Genomic DNA, 23,606 nt, shown 5'->3' with positions numbered 1-23,606 from the left:
CGTGAGGCCCGCGCGGCCGCACTGCCGTGAGCCCCGAGAAGGTCGGGCATGCGATCCGGTGCCGCCGCGAGCACGGGTGCGGCTTGGACTCCTCGCCCGGGTCGGCGTCCTGGATCGGAACCGGGACGCCGACCCGGCGGGCCGGGGGATCTTCTCAGCGAGCGCTGGGTTCGAGGCGCGGCTCGTGGACGGGGGGCGGATCGTCCGCGGGCTCGACCGACAGGTGCGGCAGGCGCCGGTCCAGCCATCGGGGGACCCACCAGTTGGCGCGGCCGAGCAGATGCATGGCGGCGGGAACGAGGACCGTCCGCAGGATGAAGGCGTCCAGGGCGACCGCGGCCGCCAGGCCGATGCCGAACTCCGCGATGACCCGCTGACCGCCGGCGGCGAACGCCGCGAACACCGCGATCATGATCGTGGCCGCCGCGGTGATGACCCGGCCCGTCTCGGCCTGCCCGACGTTCACGGCCCGCCGGTTGTCGCGGCTGCGCAACCACTCCTCGTGCATGCGGCTGACGAGGAACACCTGGTAGTCCATCGACAGCCCGAACAGGATGGACAGCATGATCACCGGCAGGAACGACTCCACCGGCCCGGAGGAGCCGAGGCCGAGCGGCGAGACGCCCCAGCCCCACTGGAAGAAGGCGACGACCACGCCGAACGAGGCTCCCGCGGCCAGCACGTTCATCACCGCCGCGATGACCGGCACCAGCAGGCTGCGGAACGCGGCGAGCAGCAGGATGAAGCCCAGAGTGATGATCACGCCGAGGAAGAGCGGCAGCTTTCCGGCCAGGACGTCGGCGAAGTCGTCGAACATCGCGGTCTGGCCGCCGACGTAGACCCTCAGCGTGGTGCCCTTCTCCGCCGCCGGGACGACGTCGTGGCGCAACCGCCCGATCAGGTCGGAGGTCTGCTTCGACTGCGGCGACGTCGTCGGGATCACCTGGACGACGCCGACCGCCGAGCCCGGCGGCATCGGCATCGCCGCGACCCCCGCCACGCCCTTCGTGCGGGCGACGGCCGAGACCAGTCGTCCGAGCGCCTGCCGATCCGCCGGCGCGGGGGTCCTGGCGACCAGTTCCAGCGGCCCGTTGAAGCCGGGCCCGAACCCGTCCGCGAGCAGGTCGTACGCCTGCCTGGACGTCGTCGACGCGGGATTGTTCCCCGCGTCGGACGAGCCCAGGCGCAGGGACAGCACCGGCACGGACAGCACACCGACGAGCACGACCGCGACGGCCGACAGCATCCCGGGCCGCCGCTCCACCATGCGTGCCCAGCGCTGCCACACGCCCGCCTTCCCGGCCGGACCGCCCGCTGCGGCGGTGCCCGCCAGGCGCCGCCTCTCGCGGCGGCTCAGCGACCGCATCCCGAGGAGGCCGAGCAGCGCGGGGAGCAGGGTGACCGCGGCCAGGACGGTGGCCACGACCGTGGTGGCCGAGGCGACCGCCAGCCCGTCGAGGAAGCCCATCCCGAGCACGAACAGCCCGAGCAGCGCGATCACCACCGTGCCGCCGGCGAACAACACCGCCCGTCCCGAGGTGTCGATCGCCCTCACCACCGAGTCCTCGACCGGCATACCCGACTTCAGCCCCGCCCGGTGCCGGGTGACGATGAAGAGGGCGTAGTCGATGCCCACACCGAGCCCGATCAAGGCGCCCAGGATGGGGCCGACCTCCCCGATGGTCATCGTGTGGGTGAGCATGCCCACGGTCATGAGCCCGGTTCCCACCCCGGCGACCGCGGTCAGGATCGGGACGAGCATGGCGAACAGCGAGCCGAAGGCGACGAACAGCACGATCGCGGCGGCGGCGACGCCCACCAGTTCGCTGCTGCCCGGGGGAGTCTCCTCGACCCGGCTGATCGTCCCGCCTCCGACCTCGACGCGCAGGCCCGCGGTCCGCGCACTCTTCGCGGTGTCCACCACGTGCTGCACATCCGCCTTCGGCAGCTCGTTCGACAGCCGGGTGAAGGTGACCTGCGCGTAGGCGATGCGGCCGTCACCGCTGACCTGCCGTTTCCCGGCCGCGCTGTAGGGGCTGGTCACGGACGCGACGGACGGCAGCCCGGCGATCCGTTCCATCGTCGCGGTCATCCGCCCCCGGACCGCGCCGTCCCGGACATCGCCGCTGCCGGCCGTCTGCCAGACGAGCGTGGCGCTGTCCCCCGACTGCGCGGGAAGTGACGTCCTCAGCAGATCGACGGCCTCGGTGGACTCGGTTCCGGGAACGGAGAACGTGTCCTTGTAGGCCGACCCCATCACGTTCGAGGTGACACCGATCAAGGCGAGGGCGCCCAGCCAGAGAAGGACGACGACGAGCCGATGTCGATAACACCAGCGTGCGAGAGCCGACAATGTGAGCTCCTATGTTCGTTGGAAACTCCAGTGTGAGCTCGCGGCCGGTGTGGATTCGTCCGTCCGACGAAGGGTCCCGGACTACCGCGGTTGCGGTAGTTCTCCGCCCTCGTACTGCATGAGTAGCCTTTCGGCAAAGAAGCTCGAATAACAGATGGCATGCGAAAATACGGTGCGGCTGGAACGGTGACGCGCAGTAAGCAAAAAGGGATCGATGGCGATCAGGGCAGGAGTCCGGGTGGGCGCGCCAGCCCCGTCTCGTACGCGATGACGACCAGTTGCGCCCGGTCACGGGCGCGCAGCTTGGTCATGGCGTGGTTCACGTGGGTCTTGGCGGTGGCCGGGCTGATGCCCAGTCGATCGGCGATCTCCTCGTTGGTCCGTCCGGCGGCGACCTGGACGAGTACATCGCGCTCCCGGCCGGTCAGTTCGGCGAGCCGTTTCCGCGCGTGCTCGGAGGGCTCGAAGGCGGGGCCGGCGAGAAAGCGGGTGATGAGGCCGCGCGTTGCCGCTGGAGAGAGCAACGCGTCGCCCCGGGCGACGGCTCGGATCGCTCTCTGCAGTTCCTCTGGTTCCGCTCCTTTTCCGAGGAATCCGCTCGCGCCGGCGCGCAGGGCCGCGAACACGTACTCGTCCATTTCGAAAGTGGTGAGCACGAGGATCCGTGTGGCGGCCAGGGCCTTGTCGGCGGTGATCTGGCCCGCGGCGGCCAACCCGTCCACTTCGGGCATTCGGACGTCCATCAACACGACGTCCGGTTTCGTCGCCCGGGTCAGCTCGACCGCTTCCCGGCCGTTCGCGGCCTCTCCCACGACCATCAGGTCGGGGGCCGAGTTCACGATCACCCGGAAACCGGCCCGTACAAGGGACTGGTCATCGGCCAGCACCACGCGGACGGTCACCGCGGGGCCGTCCGGCCTGCCCGTTCGCCGCTGTCCACCGCGTGCCCTCATCTCCTCTCGCGACGGCCGAGTACGGAGTGCCGCCCAGTGTAAACCCGAACAGTGGTGTTCGGATTATGGGATGGAACACGTCGGAGCGGCCGCCTGCGCATCACCGGGCGGATGCCACGCCGACGACCTGGCGGAGCATCGTGCGGTCGGTGACCGCTTCGAGCATGGCGTAGGCGAGGTCGGCGCGGGAGATCGTCCCGGCGCCCGGAAGGCTCCCTCCCGTCTTCGTGCGGAGCCGCTGCGTCCGCGGCCCGTCGGTGAGGCGCGGAGCGCGCAGCACCGTCCACTCCAGGTCGCTGGCGGCCAGCAGGGCCTCCATTGCGGCGAGGTCGGCGTACGCGTCCCGGAGCAACGCGTGGAGCATCGGGCGCAGGACCCTGCGCAGCAGCAACGAGTCGCCCTCGATCGGGCCCCCGACGGGCATCGCACTGATCGCGATCAACCTGCGCATGCCGGTGCCGGCGGCGGCTTCCACCAGGGCGCGGGTGCCGGCGGAGGCGATCCCCGTCTGCTTGCGGCTCTTGGGCCCCAGTCCCGACAGCGCCGCGTCCCGTCCTTCGAGCAGTGGACGCAGCTGCCGCGGTTCGGTGACATCGGCGGTCACGACGTCGAGCGCCTCGCGCGGCGGCACGTCGAGGCGGCTCGGGTCCCTCACCACGGCGGTCACCTGGTGGCCGGCGTCCAGCGCCTGGCGCACCGCCTGCGTGCCGGTCCCTCCGGTGGCTCCAAGGATGGTGATGTTCACGGCGTCTCCCGCCTTCTGCCCGGAGAACCGCGCCACGACCTTCCCGGGGCGGCTCACGGATCGAATTACTGAGTTGAAACTCAGTATATATGCCGCGCGGGAGGGCCCTGAGGAGTGGGTGGGCTAGCATGGCAGCGCCATGACCACGCAGACGCCGAAGCGCCGGGGGCGGCCGTCAACGGGCGCACGTGAGGCGATCCTCAGGGCGACCCTGGAACTCCTGCGGGAACAGGGCGTGGCCCGGTTCACCACCCCCGAGGTCGCCCAGCGGGCCGGGGTGTCGGAAGCCAGCATCTTCTATCACTTCAACGACCGGGTCGGCCTGCTGCGCGCGGCCTTCCAGGCGGGGTTGGACCCGTTGAGGGAACAGAGCACCACGGGGTTCGACGACCCCGACCCCGAGGTCATGCTCGATCGGCTCACCGGGGCGATCGAGGGCTTCCTGGACCAGTCCCTCCCGGTCCTGATGGCCGCCCAGTCCGACGTCGAACTGCGCGAGGCCCTCGCCGACTACCTCGACGAGCACGATCTCGGCCCGCACCGCGGCGTCAACCTGGTGACGTCCTGCCTGCTACGGGAGCAGCGCGCGGGCCGGTTGGCGGCCGACGGCGATGCGCAGGCCGTGGCCATGATGCTGGTCGGCAGCAGCTTCCTGCGTACCGCCCAGAACCAGATCATGGGAACCGAGCGTCCCCTGCCCTCCCGGCAGCGGATCAATGCCGCGATCACCGCGATGCTCAGGCCGAGTGGCGACTGACCCTGGTTCCCGTGCCTTTCAGTGAGTGAAGCGCACCGGGTGCGATGAAGTCCTCCGAGCCAGAGAATCACCGCGATGGCAGCCCCACGCAAATACCCGCAGGAACTTCAGGACCGGGCCGTGCGGCAGCCGGCCCCGGACGAAGTAGTCATGCTGGTCGACCGGCTGCGTGACCGCTTCGGGGTCGAGCCCGTCTGCCGGGTCCTAGACCTGTGCCGGGCACCTACTACGGCCGCAAACGCCGCCAGGGCGGGGTGGACTCCACCGTCCTGCGCGCCCACCAGCACGCGGCCGGAGCCCGCCGCCACGGCGACGAACAGGTCGACCCGCCTGGGGGAAGGACAACCGAGCCCGACGATCACGTCTTTGGACGTTCGCGGGGGCGGGCTGTCGACCAAGCTGCACCTGGTCTGTGAACAGGGCCGAAAGCCGTTGTCGCTGGTGGTCACCGCCGGGCAGCGGGGCGATCCTTCCCAGTTCGAGGCGGTCATGGCCGGGATCCGGGTCGCCCGCGTCGGCGGCGGGCACCCGGCCACCCGGCCTGAACGGGTGCGCGGGGACAAGGCGTACTCCTCCAGGGCGAGCCGGGCTCACCTGCGGCGGCGGGGCATCGCGGCCACGATCCCCGAACCGGCCGACCCGGCACCGGCTGCGCCGCGGGGCCCGCGGTGGCCGGCCGCCCGGGTTCGATCCGGTCGATCACCGCGAGCGCCACGCCGTGCAGTGCGGCATCAACCGGCTCAAACGCCATCACGCGGTCGCCGCCCGGTTCGACAAGCCCACCGTCCGCTACCTGGCCGCCACCGTCCACATCACCGCCATCAACGAATGGCTCTGATCAACTTTGAAACAGGCCCTAGGCGAAGGAGCGCCGTCAAACAAGCCCGACGCAGCTGATCCGGGATAGGAGGTGGAGATCCCCGCCGGAACACAGCGGCATCCTGCGCTCTTCCGGGGGCGCCCAGGTGGGCCGCCGATCGCCGTAGACGCGACTCGGCTGCGGCTGCCAGACCGGCTTCGACAAGCAGCGGTACAAGAAGACGACCCCGTCAAACGGCTGATCAATCGCCTCAGGAACCTCGGGCTCTGGCGTCCCGCTGCGTCAGTCGGGGATGGACAGGACCGCCTTCCCGCCGCTGAGCTTGCGGTCGCCCAGCAGCTCGATGGCGGTGTTCAGCTCCGACCAGCAGTCGCTGAATCCGATCGTCGGGCGCAGCCGCCCTTCGCCCACCAGATCCGCTAGCACCTGAAGGTCGCGATCGACCGGATCGGTCGAAGCATAGGACATGTAGTTCTGAATCCGTGCGCCCTCGTGCCCGATGAAGTCGTACACGCTCACCCGGCCGGCCTCACCGGAGCTGGAGCCCAGCACGACGATCGTGCCCCCGGGCGCGATCTTCTTGATCGCGCCCGTGAGAGCGGTGCCGCCGACCGACTCCTGGATCAGGTCGAACAGGCCGGAGGCCACCTCGATGTCGGGCACGACCTCCTCGGCGCCGAGTTCCTGCAACTGCCGACGGACCTCTTCCGCACGCGTCGTCACGGCAGTGACCTGTGCTGCACTCCGGGCCGCGAGCTCGATCTGGAACCGGCCTACCGCACCGTTCGCCCCGGTGATCAGCACCCGCCGGCCCAAGAGGTTCCCCCCGGTCCGCAGAGTGCGCAGTGCGGTCAGCCCGGCAATGGGAAGGGTGGCCGCCTGCTCCATCGATACCGAATCCGGAAGAACCGCAAGGCGCTCGGTGGGAACCGCAGCGAACTGTGACCAGCCCGCGCCCTCGACGAGGCCGACGACCCGGCTGCCAGAGGACGGGCCGGAGCCGTCCGCCGCCGGCTCCACGACCACGCCCGCGATGTCCTGACCGGGCCGCCACCCCTCCGGGCGGGACTTCAACAAGGCGAGCTCGCCCCGGTTGACGGAAAACGCCCGGATCGCGACCAGTGCCTCGGCGGCTTCCGGCTTCGGCTCCTCGACCTCCCCGAAGCGAGTAGGCGCGATATCTCCGGGGGTGTTGATAACTGTACGCATGTCCGGCCTCCATGAGAGAATGTAGGTCGGTTCAAATTAATCAGATTCGATGTTCTCATCAAGTATTATTGTGCTATCGCTGCGATCACCGGCCTTGATGGATGAGGGGGAGTTGATGATGGATCTCCGGCAGTTGGAGTTCTTTCTCGCGCTTGCCGAGGAACTGCATTTCGGGCGCGCAGCCGATCGTCTTCACGTGGTGCAGCCGTCGGTCAGTCAGCAGATCCAGCGGCTCGAGCGCAGTCTCGGGGTCAAACTGTTCGACCGGACCTCGCGTCAGGTGCGGCTGACCGTGGCCGGAGCGCGGCTCGTCCCCGAGGCCCGTGGGATCATGTCCGCGATCGATCGCGCGGCAGCAGCGGTCCGCGATGACGGCCGGCATGTCTTGCGCCTTGGCACCGCCGACGTACTGGGCGAACGGCTGGACGTGCTGCTGGAGCTGTTCGCCCGCCGGGTGTCCGACGCCAGGATGAGTCTCGTACAGGCGACCCCGCGCGAGCGGTTGGAGCGCGTGCGTGACGGCGCTTTGGATGCCGCTCTGATCAGGTCGGCTGCGCCCAGCCCCGGGGTCCGGCTGCGGCCAATGTGGGAGGACGGCCTTGTAGCCGTGCTACCGGCGGGGCACCGGCTCGCCGCCGAACCCCGTTTGAGCCTGCGCGAGCTGCGTGACATGCCGCTCCGGCTGGTGCCCCGTGACGCCAACGCGACATTCGTCGACAAGGTGCTGACCTCCTGCCGCGCAGCCGGTTTCGATCCGCGACTCGATCATCCTTTTACCAATCTACAGGACACTTTGGTGGAGATAGGTTTCTCTGCCGATTCATGGACGGTGCTGCACCGGACAACGGCGAGAATAGTTTCAACCCGGCGTGTCGCCGTCCGGCCTCTCGATGACGATGGGCTGCGCATCACGACTTCACTGGTCACCGCGGAGCAGCCGCGTCCTGCTGCGCGCATCCTGCTCGACGCCTGTGCCGAGGAACTCACCGGCCGGCCGCCGGTGGGCTGATTCGCGCTGACGGTCCACTCGATGCGGACCGGTCTTCCCGTTGCCGCACACGTCGGGCAGGTCGGTGACCAGGTACCACAAGATTCCTTTCAGTGCCGTCCGGTGACCGGCTCACTGGCCTCCGCGGGCGGGGCCGTGGGCAACACTCGGTCCCATCGCTTAGAGCGTGTCTCACGTGGTGCTGTGAAGGTGCTGCTCCTTGCGCCGTGTCTCACGGTGCGTCGCTATGCTCGCCGCGTGGGCGAGATCGTGGTGGTGCGTGATGGCTTTGGGCCCGAGGTCCTGCTTGTGCATGGCGGTGCCGGCCCGCGGACGACGTGGGGCGCTTTGGCTCCGCTGGCCGATCGGTGGACGCTGGCATATGTCCATCGCCGTGGCTATCCGCCGAGTCCACCACCGCAGGAGTGTCAGGACTTCGAGGTGGACGCCCTGGACTTGGCGCCGCTGCTCGTCGGCCGCCCGCACGTTGTCGCCCACTCCTACGGCGCCCTCGGGGCGTTGATCGCGGCCGCCGCCGCGCCGGGCAGCGTGCGCTCGCTCACCCTGATCGAGCCGCCGCTCCACTACCTTGTCCCTGACGATCCCGAGGTGGCGCGGCTCGATCGCATCGGCGATGCGGTCCTCACCCACGGGATGGACATGGACCCGGCCGAGTTGCGCGAGTTCCTCCGTCTCGCGGGCGCGCCCGTCGGTGACGGCCCGCTCCCCGAGAACGTGGTCGCCGGTGTTCGGCGGGCGCAGGGTGGTCGGCCGACCAGTCAGGCGCACCCACAGCTCGACGCGATCCGTGACGCCGGCGTCCCAGTGCTCGTCGCGTCCGGAGACCACGCGGCCGCGCTCGAGCGGATCTGCGACGCTCTGGCGGATGTGCTCGGTGGCGAGCGCAGCGTGCATCCGGGCGCTGGTCACTTCGTCGCCGCAGCACCGGGCTTCGCCGAACAGCTTGAGGCCTTCCTGCGCAAGAGCGTCACGTGGCAAGCTTCTTCCAGCAGGTGAGCGTGGCGGCGAGGGTGAGGCGCGATGCGCGGCGTGACACCGCGGCGGCGCAGCCAGGCGCGCAGTTCAGCCGAGTCGTATCCCTTGTCCGCGCGGGCCTTGTCCGGTCGGCGGCGGCGCGGTCCGCGCCGGGAGCGGATCAGCGGCAAGGCCATGAACAAAGGCTTGAACGCCTCGATGCCGGCGGTGTTGGCCGCCGAGAGACCGACCACCAGCGGCAGCCCGGCGGCGTCGGACAGCACGTGGAGTTTGCTGCCTCTCTTGGCCCGATCGACCGGATTGGGGCCGGTCAGCGATCCCCCTTTTTCGCCCGGACGGCGGCGGCGTCCACGATCGCCGCAGCCCAGTCGATCTGACCCTTGGCTCCGAGCTCGTCCAGCATCGCCCGGTGCAGCCGGGGCCACAGCCCGGCCCGGGTCCAGGCGGTGAACCGGCGATGCGCCGTGGCCGGTGAGACACCGAACTCGGCCGGCAGGTGCCGCCAGGCACACCCGCTGGTCAGCACGTACACGATCGCGGTGAACACCGCCCGATCCTCGACCGGCCTGGTCCCGCCACCCTGGCCGCGCGGGGCGAACCGCGGAATCAACGAGGCGATCAGTTCCCACAACTCGTCCGGAACCAACCTCAACGCCAGATCGGATGCCACAGTCTCAGAACTCGAGTCCGATACCGAAGCTGCTCACGCCGAGTTGCCCGCAAGCTGACCGTGTCGACGGAGGTTCAGGCAGGGTTGGGTCCCATCGAGGAGGTCGCCGGGCGCACCGGGGGGCGCAGGGCGGGGGCGTCGGGCGCGAAGAAGAGCTGGTCGAGGTGCTCGATCGCGTAGTCGATGGCGCCGAGTACGACGCACTCGTCGCCGAGCATGGATCCGCTGAGCTTCGGCATGCGCAGGCAGACCCGTTCGAGGCGGGAGCGCAGGGGCGGCAACAGGACGTCCGCGGAGCGGGAGAAGCCCCCGCCGAGCACCACGATCTCCGGATCGAGGAGCAGTACCGCGGCGGCGGTGCCGATCGCGAGTTTGTCGGCGAAGCGCGCGACGGCATCCTGGGCCGTCGGATCGCCGTCGCGGGCGGCGGCCAGGGTGAATCCGGCGGCGTCCTCGGGCGGTAGGCCCTCGGGGACGATCGCGGAGTTGTTGAGGTCCTCCGGCCCGTCCCGCCAGCCTGCCTCCGGGAGCATGACGATCTCGCCCGCGGCCGCCCCGAAGCCGCGGTGGAGCCTGCCGTCGATGATCAGGCCGGTGCCCATGCGGCGCCCGATGTGCAGGAAGACCACGTCCCTGGCGTCGCGGGCCACGCCGCGCCTGGTCTCGGCCAGGGCGGCGAGCCGGCTGTCGTTCTCGACCAGCACCCGGCAGGGGAACATCTTGCCGAGCAGGCCTTCGAGGTCGAGGTCGCGCCAGGCCGGGATCGAGGCCGACATGATGACCCGGCCTTCGGCGTTGACGAGCCCGGTGGTGCCGACCGCCACCGTCCACAGGTCGGTCATCGTCAGCCCGCTCAGGCCGAGGCAGGCGGCGGCAGCCTGCTCGATCGCCGCCAGCCGGTCCTCGAGTGGCGCGTCGGGGTGCGCTGGCCGGCGCGTCTCGGCGAGGACGTTGCCGTCGAGGTCGGCGAGGGCGGCGCGGATGTGGTAAGCGCCGATGTCGAGGCCCATAAGGTGCCCGCCGTCGGCGCGGAACCGGTAGCGCCGGGCCGGTCGGCCCATCGTGCCGGACGCCGGGGGGATCTCCTCCACCCATCCCATGGCGCTCAGCTCGTCGATGACCTCCTTGGTGGAGGGCCGCGACAGCCCGGTGCGGTCGGCCAGCGCGGACAAGGTCGCCGCCTCGGCCCCGCGCAGTGTCTTTATCACGGTGAGCGCGTTGAGCTGCCGCAACCGGGACAGGTCGCCGCCCATCGGCGGCATCGTCGACATCAGAAGGTTCCCTTCGAAATCCAGGAGTGAACTCGGCAACGACCCACGGGGTCAGCCTAGGTCGGGCGCAAGCCGTGCGCAAAGTACCCGTTGCCATCCACCTCCGGTCAGTGTACTAATGATGGTCTCCTCTATAACTCTCCTGGAAGTGAGAGCATCCGATGCCGTTCACCGATGTCGGAGAGATCACCCGTCTCTCGCCCCGGACGCGGGTTTTCGAGTTCGGCTGGCAGTCGTGGAGCCCGACCGGCGCTTACCGGCTCGGCGAGACGCCGCCGCGTCCCGCGGACGACAACGTGCAGACCATCTGCTATCGCCCGGAGACGCCCGTTCCGGCCGGGGCGTTCCAGGGCGAGGGGCTGCTGGCGGTCGATCCCGGTGACGGTGCCCCGGTCTCGGTCTTCGCGGGGCCCGGCCCGGGGGAGGTGCCCTCCGTCAGGGCCCGCGAGGCCGGCGACCGGCTGGTCGTGTCGTCCGACGGCCCCGTCACGCGCCATGTGGTCGACGGCGGTCTCGACACCGCGTTGCGGTGGTGGGCGGAGAGCATCGCCGAGGGTCATGTCACGGACCACTTCCCGGCCGTGCCACCGATGTGGTGCTCCTGGTACGGCTACTGGGACAAGGTCACCGATGCCGACATTCTCGACAACCTGGCCCTCGCCGGGCGGCACGGCATCGAGGCCGACATGTTCCTCATCGACGACGGTTACGAGGCCGAGATCGGCGACTGGCTGGATCTCCGCCCCGGCTTCGGTTCGCTGGAACGGTCGGTCGGCGCCATCCTGGAGTCGGGCCGGCGCGCGGGCATCTGGGTGGCGCCATTCCTCGTCGGTCGGCGCAGCCGAACCTTCCGGGACCATCCCGACTGGCTCGTCGGTGACGCGCACGCGGGCGTGATGTGGGATCAGGACCTCGCGGTCCTGGACGTCACCCATCCCGACGCCGCAGCTCACCTGGCCGGAGTCTTCACGCAGTTCCGGGCGCTGGGTGTGAGTCACTTCAAGCTCGACTACCTCTACGCAGGGGCGCTGCCCGGGCGCCGGCACGAGGACATCGGCTCGATCGCCGCCTACCGGCGGGGCCTCGAACTGATCCGCACCGCCATCGGCCCGGACGCCGGGCTGCACGCCTGCGGTGCGCCCATGCTGCCGAGCATCGGCCTGGCCGACATCATGCGCGTCAGCCCCGACACCGCGCCCCGGGTGCTGCCGAAGGCGGGCGACCTCAGCCAGCCGTCGCAGCTCGGTGCCCGGCTCACCGGAGCCGCACGCGAGTTCCTGCACGCCCGCTGGTGGGTTAACGACCCCGACTGCATCATGGCCCGCCCGGAGGTCGAGGCGCGCGAGCAGTGGGCCGAGCACATCGAGGCAGGGGGCGGGCTGCGCGGATCCGGCGATCCGATCGTCGCGCTGGATGCGTGGGGCCTGGAGACGACCCGACGGCTCATGGTCCCGACACGGACGGAGCCGTCGTGACGAGCAGCGCGGGTCACCTGCCGGGACGGGCCGATGCGGCAAGCGGCACCGAGTCCGACCGGGCCGCCGTCTCCGAGTCCGCCCTGGTCCCCGGGTCGGCCGCAGAGCCGGCCCGCGGCCGTCCAGTGCTCGGACGAGGGACCGGTCCGCGCCGTCGCCTGCGGCACAGGAACTGGTACGCCTACCTGTTCGTCGCTCCGAGCCTGTTCGGAGTGTTCGCCTTCCTGCTGCTGCCCCTGCTCATCGTGCTCGGGCTGAGCCTGTTCCACTGGGAGCTGCTGTCCAGCCCGTCCTTCGCCGGCCTGGCGAACTACCGGCGGCTCGCCGGGGACGGCGGGACGTGGCACTCGGTGTGGGTGACCGTCCTGTTCGTGCTGCTGAGCATCCCGGCGCAGACCGTTCTCGGCCTGCTGCTGGCGCTGCTGCTCAACCAGCGGGTCAAGGGCGTGGCGTTCTACCGCGCGCTGTTCGTCGTGCCGTGGATGGCCACACCGATCGTGATGGGCCTGGTGTGGACCTGGATCTTCGATCCGCGGGACGGCGCGCTGAACAAGCTGCTCGGTGTCGCCGGGGTGAGCGGGCCGGACTGGCTGACCGACCCCTCGTGGGCGCTGCCGTCCGTCGCGCTGGTCAACGTCTGGCAGTACAGCGGCTACACCATGCTGTTCTTCCTGGCCGGGCTGCAGGGCATCCCGCAGGAGCTGTACGACGCGGCGGCCACCGACGGTGCGAGCCCGGTCCAGCGGTTCTTCCAGATCACCCTGCCGCTGCTGAACCCGACGACGTTCTTCGTCACCGTGACGAACCTGGTCGGAGCGTTCCAGATCTTCGACACCGTCTACGCGATGACCGACGGCGGGCCGAGCGGCAGTACGGAGGTGCTCAACTTCAGGATCTACGAGACGGCCTTCCGGCAGTTCGACTTCGGCTACGCCTCGACGCTGGCCGCGCTGCTGTTCCTGCTCATCCTCGCGGTGACGCTCGCCCAGGTCCGGTTCTTCGCCAAGCGCACCACCTACGACCTGAGCTGAGGAGGGACCATGGTCAAGCGCACCGCGCTCTACGCCACGCTGGTCGCCGGCGCCTTCGTCTCCGTCTTCCCCTACCTCCTGGTCGCGCTGACCGCGCTGAAGACGCCGCGGCAGCTCAGCAGCACCGAGCCGTGGGAGCCCGGGCTGCCGCCCACCTTCGCCAACCTCGACCGGGTGCTGCACTCGGGCTTCGCCGGCTACCTCGGCAACACGGTGCTGATGACGGCCGCGCTGACCGCCGGGCAGCTGGTGTTCACCACCTTCGCCGCCTACGCGTTCGCGCGGCTGCGGTTCCGCGGCCGCGACGTGCTTTTCTGGCTGTACGTGGCCACGATGATGGTGCCCAGCGCGGTCACCATGATCCCGCTCTTCCTGATCATGCGCGAGCTGCACCTGGTCAACACCTGGTGGGGGCTGCTCGCGCCGTACCTGCTCGGCACGCCGTACGGGATCTTCCTGATGCGGCAGTTCTTCCGCGCCCTGCCCGCCGGGCTGGAGGACGCGGCGCGCATCGACGGCGCCGGGCCGCTCACCATCCTGCTGCGCATCGTCCTGCCGCTGTCGCGGCCCGCCCTCGGCACGCTCGCGATCATCACCGTCATCTCGTCCTGGAACAACTTCATGTGGCCGCTGATCATCACCAGCGGTGAGGACACCAGGGTCGTCACGGTGGGGATCGCCGGGCTGAAGGGCTCCATCGGCGTCGACCCCAACCAGATGACCGCCGCCGCCCTGATCGCCCTGGTGCCCATGGTCGCGGTGTTCGTCGCCTTCCAGAGATACATCGTCCGCTCGGTGGTCCTCACCGGCCTCAAGTAGAAGAGGTCAGCCGCAATGACATCCCCCCGAATCCGTACGATCGCGGCCGTGCTCGGCGCCGCACTCCTGCCCACCGCGACGGCCTGCGGCGGCTCCGGCGACTCCGGAGGCTCCGTCACGCTCACCTACCGCCTCTGGGACGACCAGCAGAAGGCCGGCTACCAGAAGGTGATGGCCGCCTTCGAGAAGGCCGACCCCGGCGTCCACGTGAAGATCGAACAGCTTCCCTACGACCAGTATTGGACGAAGATGACGGCCGACGCGGTCGCCGGCACGGCGCCCGACGTCTTCTGGATGCAGACCTCGCAGTTCCCCGGGTTCGTCACCAAGGGGGTCCTGGCCGATCTGAGCACTCTCAAGCTCGACACCGGCAGGTACAACGCCAACGTCGTGCAGTCCTACACCTACAAAGGCAAGCTGTACGGCGTGCCGAAGGACTTCGGCATCGTCGGCCTCCTCTACAACGAGGACCTGTTCAAGAAGGCCGGCGTGACGATGCCGGACAAGCTCACCTGGACGCCCGACGGCTCGGGGACCCTGCTGGAGACCGCGCGCAAGCTGACGGTCGACGACAACGGCAAGCACCCCGACCAGCCGGGATTCGACGCCGGAAAGGTGAAGCAGTACGGCTTCGCGTCCTGGAACCACTACCAGACCCAGTGGATGAACTGGGTGAGCTCCAACGGCGGCAAGCTGGTCGACAAGCCGTTCGGCAAGTACGCCTTCAACGACGCGGCCTCGGTGCAGGCCCTGCAGTTCGGCGTCGACCTGGTGAACAAGTACCACGTGGCGCCGCCCGCCGCGCAGACCAACCCGCCCAGCGACAAGATCAACGAGATGTTCAAGCAGGGCCGGGTGGCGATGTTCCCCGCCAACAACGCGCTGCTGCCCTTCGTGGCCCCCGGCGCGAACTTCAAGATCGGCATCGCGCCGATGCCCGCGGGTCCGGTCGGACGCGTGGTGAACATCAACGGGCTCTCTGAGGCCGTCTACGCCAGGAGCCCGCACAAGGAGGCGGCGATGAAGCTGGCCCGCTTCCTCTCCGGTCCCGAGGCCCAGAAGATCATGGCGGACGGCGGCTACGTCTTCCCCGCGCTGAACGGCCTCTCCCAGGGCTACGTCGACTACTGGAAGCAGAAGGGCCTGGACGTCTCGCCCTTCCTCGAGGAGTCCCGGGGCGCCACGTTCAACCTGCCCGTCACGACCGGCTTCACCGCGTTCGAGAACAAGCTCAACCAGACCTTCAACGACATGTATCTCGGCAAGCTCACCCCGCAGGAGGCCGCCGACCAGGCCGTCCGCGACGGCGACGCGCTGGTCAAGTAGTCGAGGAGCCTCATGATCACCCGGCGTTCCCTTCTCGCCGGGGGTGCAAGCCTGGGCATCGCCGCCGCAATGGGTGTCCCACCCGTGCGCGCGGCGGCCCGCCGCACCCCTCTAGGCGATGTGTTCCGGCTCGGCGTCGCCTCCGGAGAACCGTCCCCCGACGGCGTCGTCCTGTGGACCCGTCTCGCCGCCGATCCGCTGGCCCCCGACGGTCTCGGCGGCATGCCGCACCGTCCCGTCCCCGTCGACTGGCAGGTCGCCGAGGACGAGCGGTTCCGCAAGGTCGTCCGGCGGGGCACGCAGGTCGCGCGCTCAGAGTCCGCGCACAGCGTGCACGTCGAACTCGACGGCCTGCGGCCCGGCGCCGAGTACTTCTATCGCTTCAAGGCCGCGGGGCAGGTGTCACCGGTGGGCCGGACGCTCACCGCGCCGGCGCCCGGCACGAGCGGCCGCGCCCTCAGCCTCTCCTTCACCTCGTGCGCCGACTACCAGGTCGGCTGGTTCACGGCCTACCGGAGGATGGCGGAGGACCATCCGGATCTCATCGCCTTCCTGGGCGACTACATCTACGAGTACGGCGACTACAAGTACCCGGTGCGCGATCAGGCGGGCGGCGAATGCTTCGACCTCGCCGGGTACCGGCTGCGGCACACCCAGCACAAGACCGATCCGGAGCTGCAGCTCGCGCACGCGATCGCGCCGTGGGTCACCGTCTTCGACGACCACGACGTAGAGAACGCCTGGGCGGGCGACGTGCCCGAACAGCCCGACCCGCCGTTCCTGCCCAGACGGGCCGCCGCGTTCCAGGCGTTCTACGAGAACATGCCGCTGCGCCGCGCGCAGAAGCCCGTCGGCGCGGCGCTCCACCTGTACCGCACGGTGCGGTGGGGATCGGTCGCCAACCTCCACATGCTCGACACCCGCCAGTACCGCGACCTCTACGCCTGCAACGACGGCAAGTCCGGGACGATCGGCCCCGACTGCACCGAACGCCTCGCTCCGAACCGCACCATCCTCGGCCAGGAGCAGGAGGCCTGGCTCGCCGGTCAGCTGAAAGAGTCCGGCGCCACCTGGGACCTGCTGGTCCAGCAGGTCTTCTTCATGGAGATGGACTGGACGAACGGCGAGGCGAAGGGCTACTCCAACGAGGGCTGGGACGGCTACACCGCCAGCCGCAACCGCGTGGCCGCGGCGATCGACGACAACAAGCGCAACGGGGTCGTCCTCACCGGTGACGTGCATTCGCACTGGGCGGGCGAGGTCAAGCGCGATTACCAGGACCCCGAGTCCAAGTCCGTGGCGGTCGAACTCGTGAGCACGTCGGTCACGTCTGCGGGCAACGGCCTGGACGAATACCCGAACACCGCGCAGCTGCTCGCCGAGAACCCGCACGTCAAGTTCTTCAACGGGCGGCGAGGCTATGTCCGCAGCGTCATCTCCGGACGGGAGATGAAGGTCGACTTCCGATCGCTTCCCGTCGTGACCCAGCCTTACGCGCTCGCCTACACCTCCGGCTCGTTCGCCATCGAGCCGGGCGACCCGAGCCTCCACCCGGCCTGACAGGACGATCATGCGCAGACGCGTGACCGCCGCCCTAGCGGCGGTGCTCCTCGCCATGTCCACCGTGCCGCAGTCCGGCGCGATGGCCCGCTCGGCGGCGCCGCCCGCCATCGACACTCCGCCGATGGGCTGGAGCAGCCGGGCCCTCGGCTGCTCGGTCGCCGACGCCTCGGTGCGCCAGGCGGCCACCGGCCTGGCGGCGCTCAAGGCCGCAGGTTACCGCTACGTGATCATCGATGACTGCTGGGAAGCCGGGAAGCGTGACTCCTCCGGACGGCTGGCCGCCGACCCCGGCCGCTTCCCCGACGGGATGAAGGCGCTGGTCGACGCCGTCCACGCCGCGGGCCTGAAGTTCGGTCTCAACCTGTCCGCGGGCACCAAGACGTGCGTCGGCGGCGGCCCCGGCTCCTACGGACATGAGGCCGACGACGGCGCGCTCGCCAGGCAATGGGGCGTCGACTACGTCAAGTACGACTACTGCTCGATCCCGACCGCCGAGTTCCCTGGACAGAACTCCCAGGCCATCGCCCAGAAGCTCTACTTGCGCATGCGCGAGGCGCTCGGCGACGGGATCGCCTTTGCCATGAACAACGAGGACGGCAACAGCGTTCCGTGGCTTTGGGGCGGGCAGCTCTCGACCACCTGGCGGACGAACCTCGTCACCAAGCCGATCTCAGACTCCTACGCCGGCATGCTCGGGATCTGGGAGACCGCGATGCTGCGCCTGCAGTACGCCGGCCCGCACAGCTACGCCGACCCGGACCTTTTGCAGGCGGGGCTCGGCGGCATGACCGACACCGAGTACCGCACGCAGGTCAGCCTGTGGGCGATGGCCGCCGCCCCGCTGATCCTGCAGGCGGCTCCGGCCAAGGCACCCGCCGCGATCGTCGCCAACCCTCGGGTGGTGGCGGTCGACCAGGACCCGCTCGGCCAGCCGGCAGCCTTCGCCCGCACCGACGGCTGGTACCACGTCCTGTCCCGGCCGCTGGCGGGCGGCGACACGGCCGTCGCCCTCTACAACGAGAGCGACCGGGAGAAGACGATCTCCACCACCGCGAGCGAACTGAAACTGCCCGCCGCGTCTCGCTACCGCGTGGAAGACCTCTGGACCGGGACCGTCTGGAGCACCACGGGGGACATCTCCGCGGCGGTGCCCGCGCACGGCACCGTCATGTACCGCGTCAGCACGCGGCGGGATCCGTCCGCGCCGTTGCCGACCTACGAGATCGACCCCGCCACCGTCCTCGGAGAGACCCGGCCCACCACCGTCGAGCCCGGCAAGGACGACTCGCTGCTGACGCGGGTGACCAACACCGGGGGCACCGCACCGGTACGGAACGTCGCCGTCTCGCTGACCGTGCCCGAGGGCTGGAAGGCGAAGGCGGTGACCCCGTCCACCTCCGAGAGGCTGGCGCCGGGGGCGGCGTTCACCACCCGATGGACGATCACTCCGCCCGCTGGAGCCGCGCAGCGCGACTATCCCTTGACCGGGAAAGTCACCTCCGACCGCTGGAGGGGCGGACTCGACGGGAGCGCAGTCGTCCATGTGGCGACCGCCCCCGGCTCCGGTACGACCTACCTCAGTGACGTGCCGTGGGCGACGACGGTGAACCACCTCGGCCCGGTCGAGAAGGACATGAGCGGCGGCAACGCCGCCGCCGGCGACGGGCATCCGCTCACCATCGGTAGCGTCCGGTACGCCAAGGGACTCGGCGCGCAGGCCCCCGCCGAGATCGGCTACTACACGGCCGGACGCTGCACGACCGTCGAGTTCTATGCCGGGATCGACGACGAGGTCGACGCGCCCGGGGCCTTCCGCGGCTCGGCGGACTTCCAGGTGTGGGCCGACGGGGAGTTGGCCGCCCGCACCGGCGTCCTCACCGGCGACAGCCCGCCTCGGAAGGTCACCGCGTCCGTCAAGGGGGCCAGGTACATCCGCCTGGTCGCCACCAACGGCGGCGACAACGCCTATTTCGATCACACCGACTTCGCCGACGCGAAGATCACCTGCGACTGACGGGGGCATCGATGGTCATCCCGAAACCGGTAAGTCTCGACACACGTCCGGGGCGGCTCGTCCTCGACCGGCACACCACCCTGACCGCCGACCTCGCGCTCGCCGAGGTCGCCGCATGGCTGCGCGGCGAGCTGAGCACCGTCACCGGCGGCGAGCTGCCGTCCGGGCCGCGACCGGGCGGGATCACGCTCGCGGTCAGGGAGATGCCACCGGAGGCGTACCGGCTGAGCGTCGACGCCGGCGGCGCGCTCATCGAGGCCGGCGACGGCGCGGGCGCGTTCCACGGCGCGCAGACCCTCCGGCAGCTCCTCCCGCCCGAGGCGTACCGGAAGGCCGCCGCCGGCCGGAGTCTCCCGCTGCCCCACGTCCGGATCGAGGACCGGCCACGCTTCGCCTGGCGCGGCTGCCTCCTCGACGTCGCCCGGAACTTCCTCCCCAAGGCGGACCTGCTGCGCTTCATCGACCTGATGGCCCTGCACAAGCTGAACATCCTTCACCTGCACCTCACCGACGACCAGGGCTGGCGGCTGGAGATCAGGCGCTATCCGCGGCTGACCGGGGTCGGTGCGTGGCGCCGGGAGAGCCAGGTCGGATGGAACGGTCCCGGCGACGGGCGTCCCCACGGCGGCTACTACAGCCAGGACGATGTCCGCGAGATCGTCGCCTACGCCGCCCAGCGGCACATCACCGTCGTCCCGGAGATCGACCTGCCCGGCCACACCCAGGCGGCGATCGCCGCCCACCCCGAGCTCGGCAACCTCGACACCCCACTCGACGTCGCCACGACCTGGGGCGTCGGCCCGAACGTCCTCAACGCCGAGGAGCACACGATCGCGTTCTTCCAGAACGTCCTGGACGAGGTCGTGGAGCTGTTCCCGAGCCCGTACATCAGCATCGGCGGCGACGAATGCCGCAAGGACCAGTGGCGGGCGAGCCCGGCCGCGCAGCGCCGGATCCGCGAGCTCGGCCTGCGCGACGAGGCCGACCTGCAGAGTTGGATCATCGGCCGGATCGCGGGCCACCTCGCCGCCCACGGACGACGCACGGTCGGCTGGGACGAGATCCTGGAGGGGAGGGGCGCGCCCGAGCACACCGTCATCACCTCGTGGCGGGACGACCACGGCACCGTAGTCGCCGCCAAGAGCGGACACGACGTCGTCCCCTGCCCCAACACCTCGGTCTACCTGGACTACCGTCAGGCGCCCGGCGACCAGGAACCAGTGCCGTTCGGCACCGTCCTCACCGTCGACGACGTCTACGCCTTCGAACCGATCCCGCCCGCGCTCGCGGGAGACCGGGCGGCCCGCCACATCCTCGGCGCCCAGTGCTGCCTGTGGACCGAACTGATCGACTCCCCTCGGCAGCTGGACTACATGGCCTTCCCCCGGCTCGCCGCCTTCGCCGAGACCGTGTGGAGCACCGAGGACCGGGACCCGGCCGGGTTCCGGCGGCGGCTCGGCGCCCACCTGGACCGCCTCGCCGCACTCGGCGTGGAGTACCGTCCCGAAGCGGGACCGCTGCCCTGGCAGCGCCGCCCCGGCGTGGCCGGGCGTCCCGAGGAGGACGACGCCTGGCAGGCGAAGGTCTCCGAATGGACCCGTCCCCTGCGCGAAGGCCGTTGAGGCGGCCATGCCCGATCTCCACGATCTGCGGCTGTCCGACTATGCGCCGCGCCCGAGCGTCGCCATCCCCGGGAGCCATGTCCCGCGGCCGCGGTACCGATGCGTCGACGTCCACAACCACCTCGGCCGCTGGCTCACCGGAGACGGCGGATGGATGGCGCCGGACGTGGGCCGGCTGCTCGCGCTCATGGACGAGCACGACGTGGCCGCCATCGTGAACCTCGACGGCATGTGGGGAGAGGAGATGTCGGCCAACCTCGACCGCTACGACCGCGCCCACCCGGGCCGGTTCCTCACGTTCTGCCAACTCGACTGGGGCCTGCTCCGCGAACGCGACGGCGTCGACCGGCTGGTGGGCAGCCTCGAAGACTCACACGCGCGCGGCGCCCGCGGCCTGAAGGTCTGGAAGACGCTCGGCCTGCACTACACCGGACCCGACGGTCGCCTGGTCCTGCCGGACGATCCGCGCCTCGCCCCCGTCTTCGCCGCAGCCGGCGAACTCGGCCTGCCCGTGCTGATCCACACCGCCGATCCGGTGGCGTTCTTCCACCCCGCCGACCGGCACAACGAGCGGCTCGAAGAACTGCTGGCCCATCCGGACTGGCACTTCGACCGCCCCGGAATCCCGTCCTTCCAGCGACTCATGGACGCCCTGGAAGGCCTAGTCGCCACCCACCCGCGCACCGTCTTCATCGGCGCGCACGTCGGCTGCTACGCCGAGGACCTCCGATGGGTCTCGCGCATGCTGGACGAGCATCCGAACTTCCACATCGACATCGCCGGCAGGCTCGCCGAACTCGGCCGCCGGCCCCGCGCGGCCCGGACACTGTTCACCCGCCACCCCGACCGCGTCCTGTTCGGCACCGACGCCTTCCCGCTCTCGGCGTCCTCGTACCCCACCCACTACCGCTTCCTGGAGACCGCTGACGAGCACTTTCCCTACGCCCCCGACGAGGAGATCCCGCCCCAGGGCCGCTGGGCCATATCCGCACTCGACCTACCCGACGACGTGCTGGAAAAGGTGTACAGCGGCAACGTCTTGCGCCTACTCCACTAGCACAGGCCAGCGTGAACGCGGAGGCAGCACACAGAAGGGACCGGAAAGTGACCCAGGCAGGAAAAATCACCTGGCCCAATACCGGAACGCTGCGCGTCAACTTCCTCGGCGACTCCGTCGGCTACCGGGGATCCTTCGCCAGCACGCTGGAGAACTCCTGGCGGTATCTCATGCGGGCCCGCCTCGAGTCGGTCGGCCCGGTCGCCTACGGCAGTTACGACCACACCCACAATGCCAATGGCAACACCGTCTTCACCTCGGTCTCCAATGTCAGCGGCGGCGAGGACCTGACGTTCGTCATGCTGGGCACCAACAACGTCCGGGAGGCGCAGGAGTACAACGCCTTCTCCTCCGACTGCGCCTCTGCGCTGGACCGCGTTCGCGCCGCCGCGCCGGACGCGCTGCTAGTGGTCGGAGGAACATGGATGCCGAGCAACGGAGGGACATGGACCGACTGCGAGCGCGTCGCGCACTACGACGTGCTAATCGCGGAGCAGGCGCACAAGCACGACGGCACGTACGTCCCCTTCACCGACTTGTTCGACCACGTCCCGAACCGCAACCCGACGGGAGATCCGGCATTCGGCGGATACACCACCGACGGATTCCACCCGAACGACACCGGGCACCGAGCGATCTACAACCGGTACCGGATCGCGCTCAGCCTCTAGGGGTTTGAAAAGAGCAGAAGATGACTTACTCCGCCTCTAACATGGCGGCGTGAGAACCCCTCTGAGCTTGTACATTGATCGCAGCGAGTCGGCTTCACTCAAGTGTTTGCCGGAAAGGTTGTCGATCGTGAATGATTTTTTGGACGAGCCGTATCCGACTTGGCTGCAGTCCGGGGTCGGACAGGCACCTCCTGATCGGAGTGCCCGGCGCTGCAGATTCCCACTACTCGTAACCGTCAGCCTAGTAGTACTAGTTCGCGGGTCCCTTGCCGGTCTGCCGATGCTGATTCTGGCAGGCGGGCTGGAGCCCCCGTATCTGGTCCTTGCCGTTCGAGGGTTTAAGGGGCGTGCCGCCGCGGCATCACCAGCCACACTGGGCAGTGAAGGCTTTACACTCTCCCTGGATGGTCAGAGGTTAAATGTTCCTTGGCAAGAAGTGTACAAGGTGGCAATATTTCGCCAGCAGATCGGCTTCCGGGGAAATCAACTTGTGGTCACATCGCTGGCAGCAATACTCTATGCCGATTCACCCTATCGGACCGAGCCGTTGGTTGAACGCTTCGGCACGAACAGGGGCGTCTGGCTCGGTGAAATCACCACTGCGGTGCGAAGCGTTGTCGTAGTACTCGCTGCTGCACGTGAGTGGCTCGGTGAGCGGTTCGACGCCAAGCTTCGGAAGCTCGGCAATCGTTGACCGTCACGTATTGAGCAATCATTTGATTCGAGCAGCAAGGCATCGATCATATGGGCTGTATTCCTGCAGGCGAGGAAGTGCAGCTCGACCTCGTCCACACCTTTCTGTCATGGGCAGGTTTCGTTTTGGCTACCGCCTGTCCCGGGAGTATGCGGCTCGAATCCTCCGGAGCCGAGTAGGACCTTAGCGCCTTCATTCTCCTCGGGTCCTTGACGCTCTGTTGGACTTGACGGGCCTGGACAATCTCGGAGCTGGGGGGCGCCGGGGAAGGCAGCCGAGCAGGTCGGCACGCGCGTCTCCGCGGTAGGGTTGCTGCAGGTCGGCGCGGGTGGTCTCGAGGACGGCGACGGGTTGGCCCAACCACCGCGGTGAGCAGGGCAACCCACGGCACCGCGATCGACCAACCTGTCGAGGCGATCGCAGTCCAGCAGGCGGGGCTACCCGGTGAGGACAGTTCGTAGCGCCGTTGGCGGTGTGGTCCAACGCCCCGCCAATTCCCGCAGCACAGCTACTCGATGAACGAGTCCAGCAGTTGCGGCTAACACAGCCCGATTCTGAACCGCTCACCGCGA

The 23,606-nt window shown here is 69.4% G+C and carries 20 protein-coding genes and 1 pseudogene; 14 read left to right on the top strand and 7 right to left on the bottom strand.

Features of this window, described 5'->3' with window-relative positions:
• Positions 1–154 precede the first annotated feature (154 nt).
• The 3 genes from J4557_RS45960 to J4557_RS45950 form a co-directional block, all read right to left on the bottom strand.
• A complete protein-coding gene (locus J4557_RS45960; RefSeq protein ID WP_208273729.1) occupies positions 155–2,353 on the bottom strand; it encodes an MMPL family transporter in 2,199 nt (732 codons plus the stop codon).
• A gap of 221 nt (positions 2,354–2,574) precedes the next feature.
• Positions 2,575–3,306: a response regulator gene (locus tag J4557_RS45955; protein WP_208273728.1), complete on the bottom strand. Its 732-nt coding sequence runs from the start codon at positions 3,304–3,306 to the stop codon at positions 2,575–2,577.
• A gap of 100 nt (positions 3,307–3,406) precedes the next feature.
• Positions 3,407–4,108, bottom strand: a complete 702-nt coding sequence (locus tag J4557_RS45950; protein WP_307800592.1) for an NAD(P)-dependent oxidoreductase — start codon at positions 4,106–4,108, stop codon at positions 3,407–3,409.
• Between the two features lie 82 nt (positions 4,109–4,190).
• Between J4557_RS45950 and J4557_RS45945 the strand changes: the two genes are divergently transcribed.
• Both J4557_RS45945 and J4557_RS50490 read left to right on the top strand, forming a co-directional pair.
• On the top strand, positions 4,191–4,808 hold the full coding sequence (locus J4557_RS45945) for a TetR/AcrR family transcriptional regulator (protein ID WP_208273727.1): 618 nt from the start codon (positions 4,191–4,193) through the stop codon (positions 4,806–4,808).
• 75 nt (positions 4,809–4,883) lie between these two features.
• Positions 4,884–5,480 (top strand): annotated as a pseudogene (locus J4557_RS50490) (transposase); the annotation flags it as partial.
• Positions 5,481–5,910: 430 nt separating this feature from the next.
• Here J4557_RS50490 and J4557_RS45935 read toward each other — a convergent pair.
• Positions 5,911–6,837, bottom strand: a complete 927-nt coding sequence (locus tag J4557_RS45935; protein WP_208273722.1) for a zinc-binding dehydrogenase — start codon at positions 6,835–6,837, stop codon at positions 5,911–5,913.
• Between the two features lie 97 nt (positions 6,838–6,934).
• Here J4557_RS45935 and J4557_RS45930 point away from each other — a divergent pair, with 97 nt between their 5' ends.
• Positions 6,935–7,846 (top strand): LysR family transcriptional regulator, encoded by a 912-nt coding sequence (locus J4557_RS45930; RefSeq protein WP_208273721.1) that lies wholly within the window; start codon positions 6,935–6,937, stop codon positions 7,844–7,846.
• Between the two features lie 237 nt (positions 7,847–8,083).
• Entirely contained in the window at positions 8,084–8,842 is a 759-nt protein-coding gene (locus J4557_RS45925) for an alpha/beta fold hydrolase (protein ID WP_208273720.1), read from the top strand.
• On the opposite strand, the gene J4557_RS45920 is transcribed toward J4557_RS45925, so the two are convergent.
• From J4557_RS45920 to J4557_RS45910, 3 genes are all read right to left on the bottom strand, one after another.
• Entirely contained in the window at positions 8,752–9,246 is a 495-nt protein-coding gene (locus tag J4557_RS45920; protein ID WP_307800591.1) for a transposase, read from the bottom strand. The genes J4557_RS45925 and J4557_RS45920 overlap by 91 nt on opposite strands.
• Positions 9,132–9,473 (bottom strand): transposase, encoded by a 342-nt coding sequence (locus tag J4557_RS45915; protein ID WP_208273717.1) that lies wholly within the window; start codon positions 9,471–9,473, stop codon positions 9,132–9,134. Before J4557_RS45915 ends, J4557_RS45920 begins: the two co-directional genes overlap by 115 nt.
• 92 nt (positions 9,474–9,565) lie before the next feature.
• Entirely contained in the window at positions 9,566–10,762 is a 1,197-nt protein-coding gene (locus J4557_RS45910; protein WP_243777412.1) for an ROK family transcriptional regulator, read from the bottom strand.
• A gap of 161 nt (positions 10,763–10,923) precedes the next feature.
• Between J4557_RS45910 and J4557_RS45905 the strand changes: the two genes are divergently transcribed.
• From J4557_RS45905 to J4557_RS45860, 10 genes are all read left to right on the top strand, one after another.
• Positions 10,924–12,237 (top strand): glycoside hydrolase family 36 protein, encoded by a 1,314-nt coding sequence (locus tag J4557_RS45905; RefSeq protein WP_208273716.1) that lies wholly within the window; start codon positions 10,924–10,926, stop codon positions 12,235–12,237.
• Positions 12,234–13,268 carry a carbohydrate ABC transporter permease gene (locus tag J4557_RS52040; protein ID WP_208273715.1) on the top strand — a complete coding sequence of 345 codons (1,035 nt, stop codon included), beginning with the start codon at positions 12,234–12,236 and terminating at the stop codon, positions 13,266–13,268. The genes J4557_RS45905 and J4557_RS52040 overlap by 4 nt, the downstream gene beginning before the upstream one ends.
• A 9-nt stretch (positions 13,269–13,277) precedes the next feature.
• Complete coding sequence (locus J4557_RS45895; RefSeq protein WP_208273713.1) at positions 13,278–14,087, top strand: carbohydrate ABC transporter permease; 810 nt, start codon at positions 13,278–13,280, stop codon at positions 14,085–14,087.
• Positions 14,088–14,135: 48 nt separating this feature from the next.
• Complete coding sequence (locus tag J4557_RS45890) at positions 14,136–15,413, top strand: ABC transporter substrate-binding protein (protein ID WP_208273711.1); 1,278 nt, start codon at positions 14,136–14,138, stop codon at positions 15,411–15,413.
• 69 nt (positions 15,414–15,482) lie between these two features.
• A complete protein-coding gene (locus J4557_RS45885) occupies positions 15,483–16,973 on the top strand; it encodes an alkaline phosphatase D family protein (protein WP_208273709.1) in 1,491 nt (496 codons plus the stop codon).
• A 10-nt stretch (positions 16,974–16,983) separates the two neighbouring features.
• Positions 16,984–18,990 carry an NPCBM/NEW2 domain-containing protein gene (locus J4557_RS45880; protein WP_208273707.1) on the top strand — a complete coding sequence of 669 codons (2,007 nt, stop codon included), beginning with the start codon at positions 16,984–16,986 and terminating at the stop codon, positions 18,988–18,990.
• A gap of 11 nt (positions 18,991–19,001) precedes the next feature.
• A complete protein-coding gene (locus tag J4557_RS45875) occupies positions 19,002–20,612 on the top strand; it encodes a beta-N-acetylhexosaminidase (protein WP_208273705.1) in 1,611 nt (536 codons plus the stop codon).
• A 7-nt stretch (positions 20,613–20,619) separates the two neighbouring features.
• Positions 20,620–21,669: an amidohydrolase family protein gene (locus J4557_RS45870; protein ID WP_208273702.1), complete on the top strand. Its 1,050-nt coding sequence runs from the start codon at positions 20,620–20,622 to the stop codon at positions 21,667–21,669.
• A 47-nt stretch (positions 21,670–21,716) separates the two neighbouring features.
• Positions 21,717–22,340 (top strand): SGNH/GDSL hydrolase family protein, encoded by a 624-nt coding sequence (locus J4557_RS45865; RefSeq protein ID WP_208273700.1) that lies wholly within the window; start codon positions 21,717–21,719, stop codon positions 22,338–22,340.
• Between the two features lie 280 nt (positions 22,341–22,620).
• On the top strand, positions 22,621–23,034 hold the full coding sequence (locus J4557_RS45860) for a hypothetical protein (protein ID WP_208273698.1): 414 nt from the start codon (positions 22,621–22,623) through the stop codon (positions 23,032–23,034).
• The last annotated feature ends 572 nt before the right edge of the window (positions 23,035–23,606 follow it).

Source organism: Actinomadura nitritigenes (assembly GCF_017573545.1).
GTDB classification, from domain to species: Bacteria; Actinomycetota; Actinomycetes; order Streptosporangiales; family Streptosporangiaceae; genus Spirillospora; species Spirillospora nitritigenes.
Note: the sequence above shows the minus strand (reverse complement) of the source record. Positions and strands in the feature narration are given on the sequence as shown.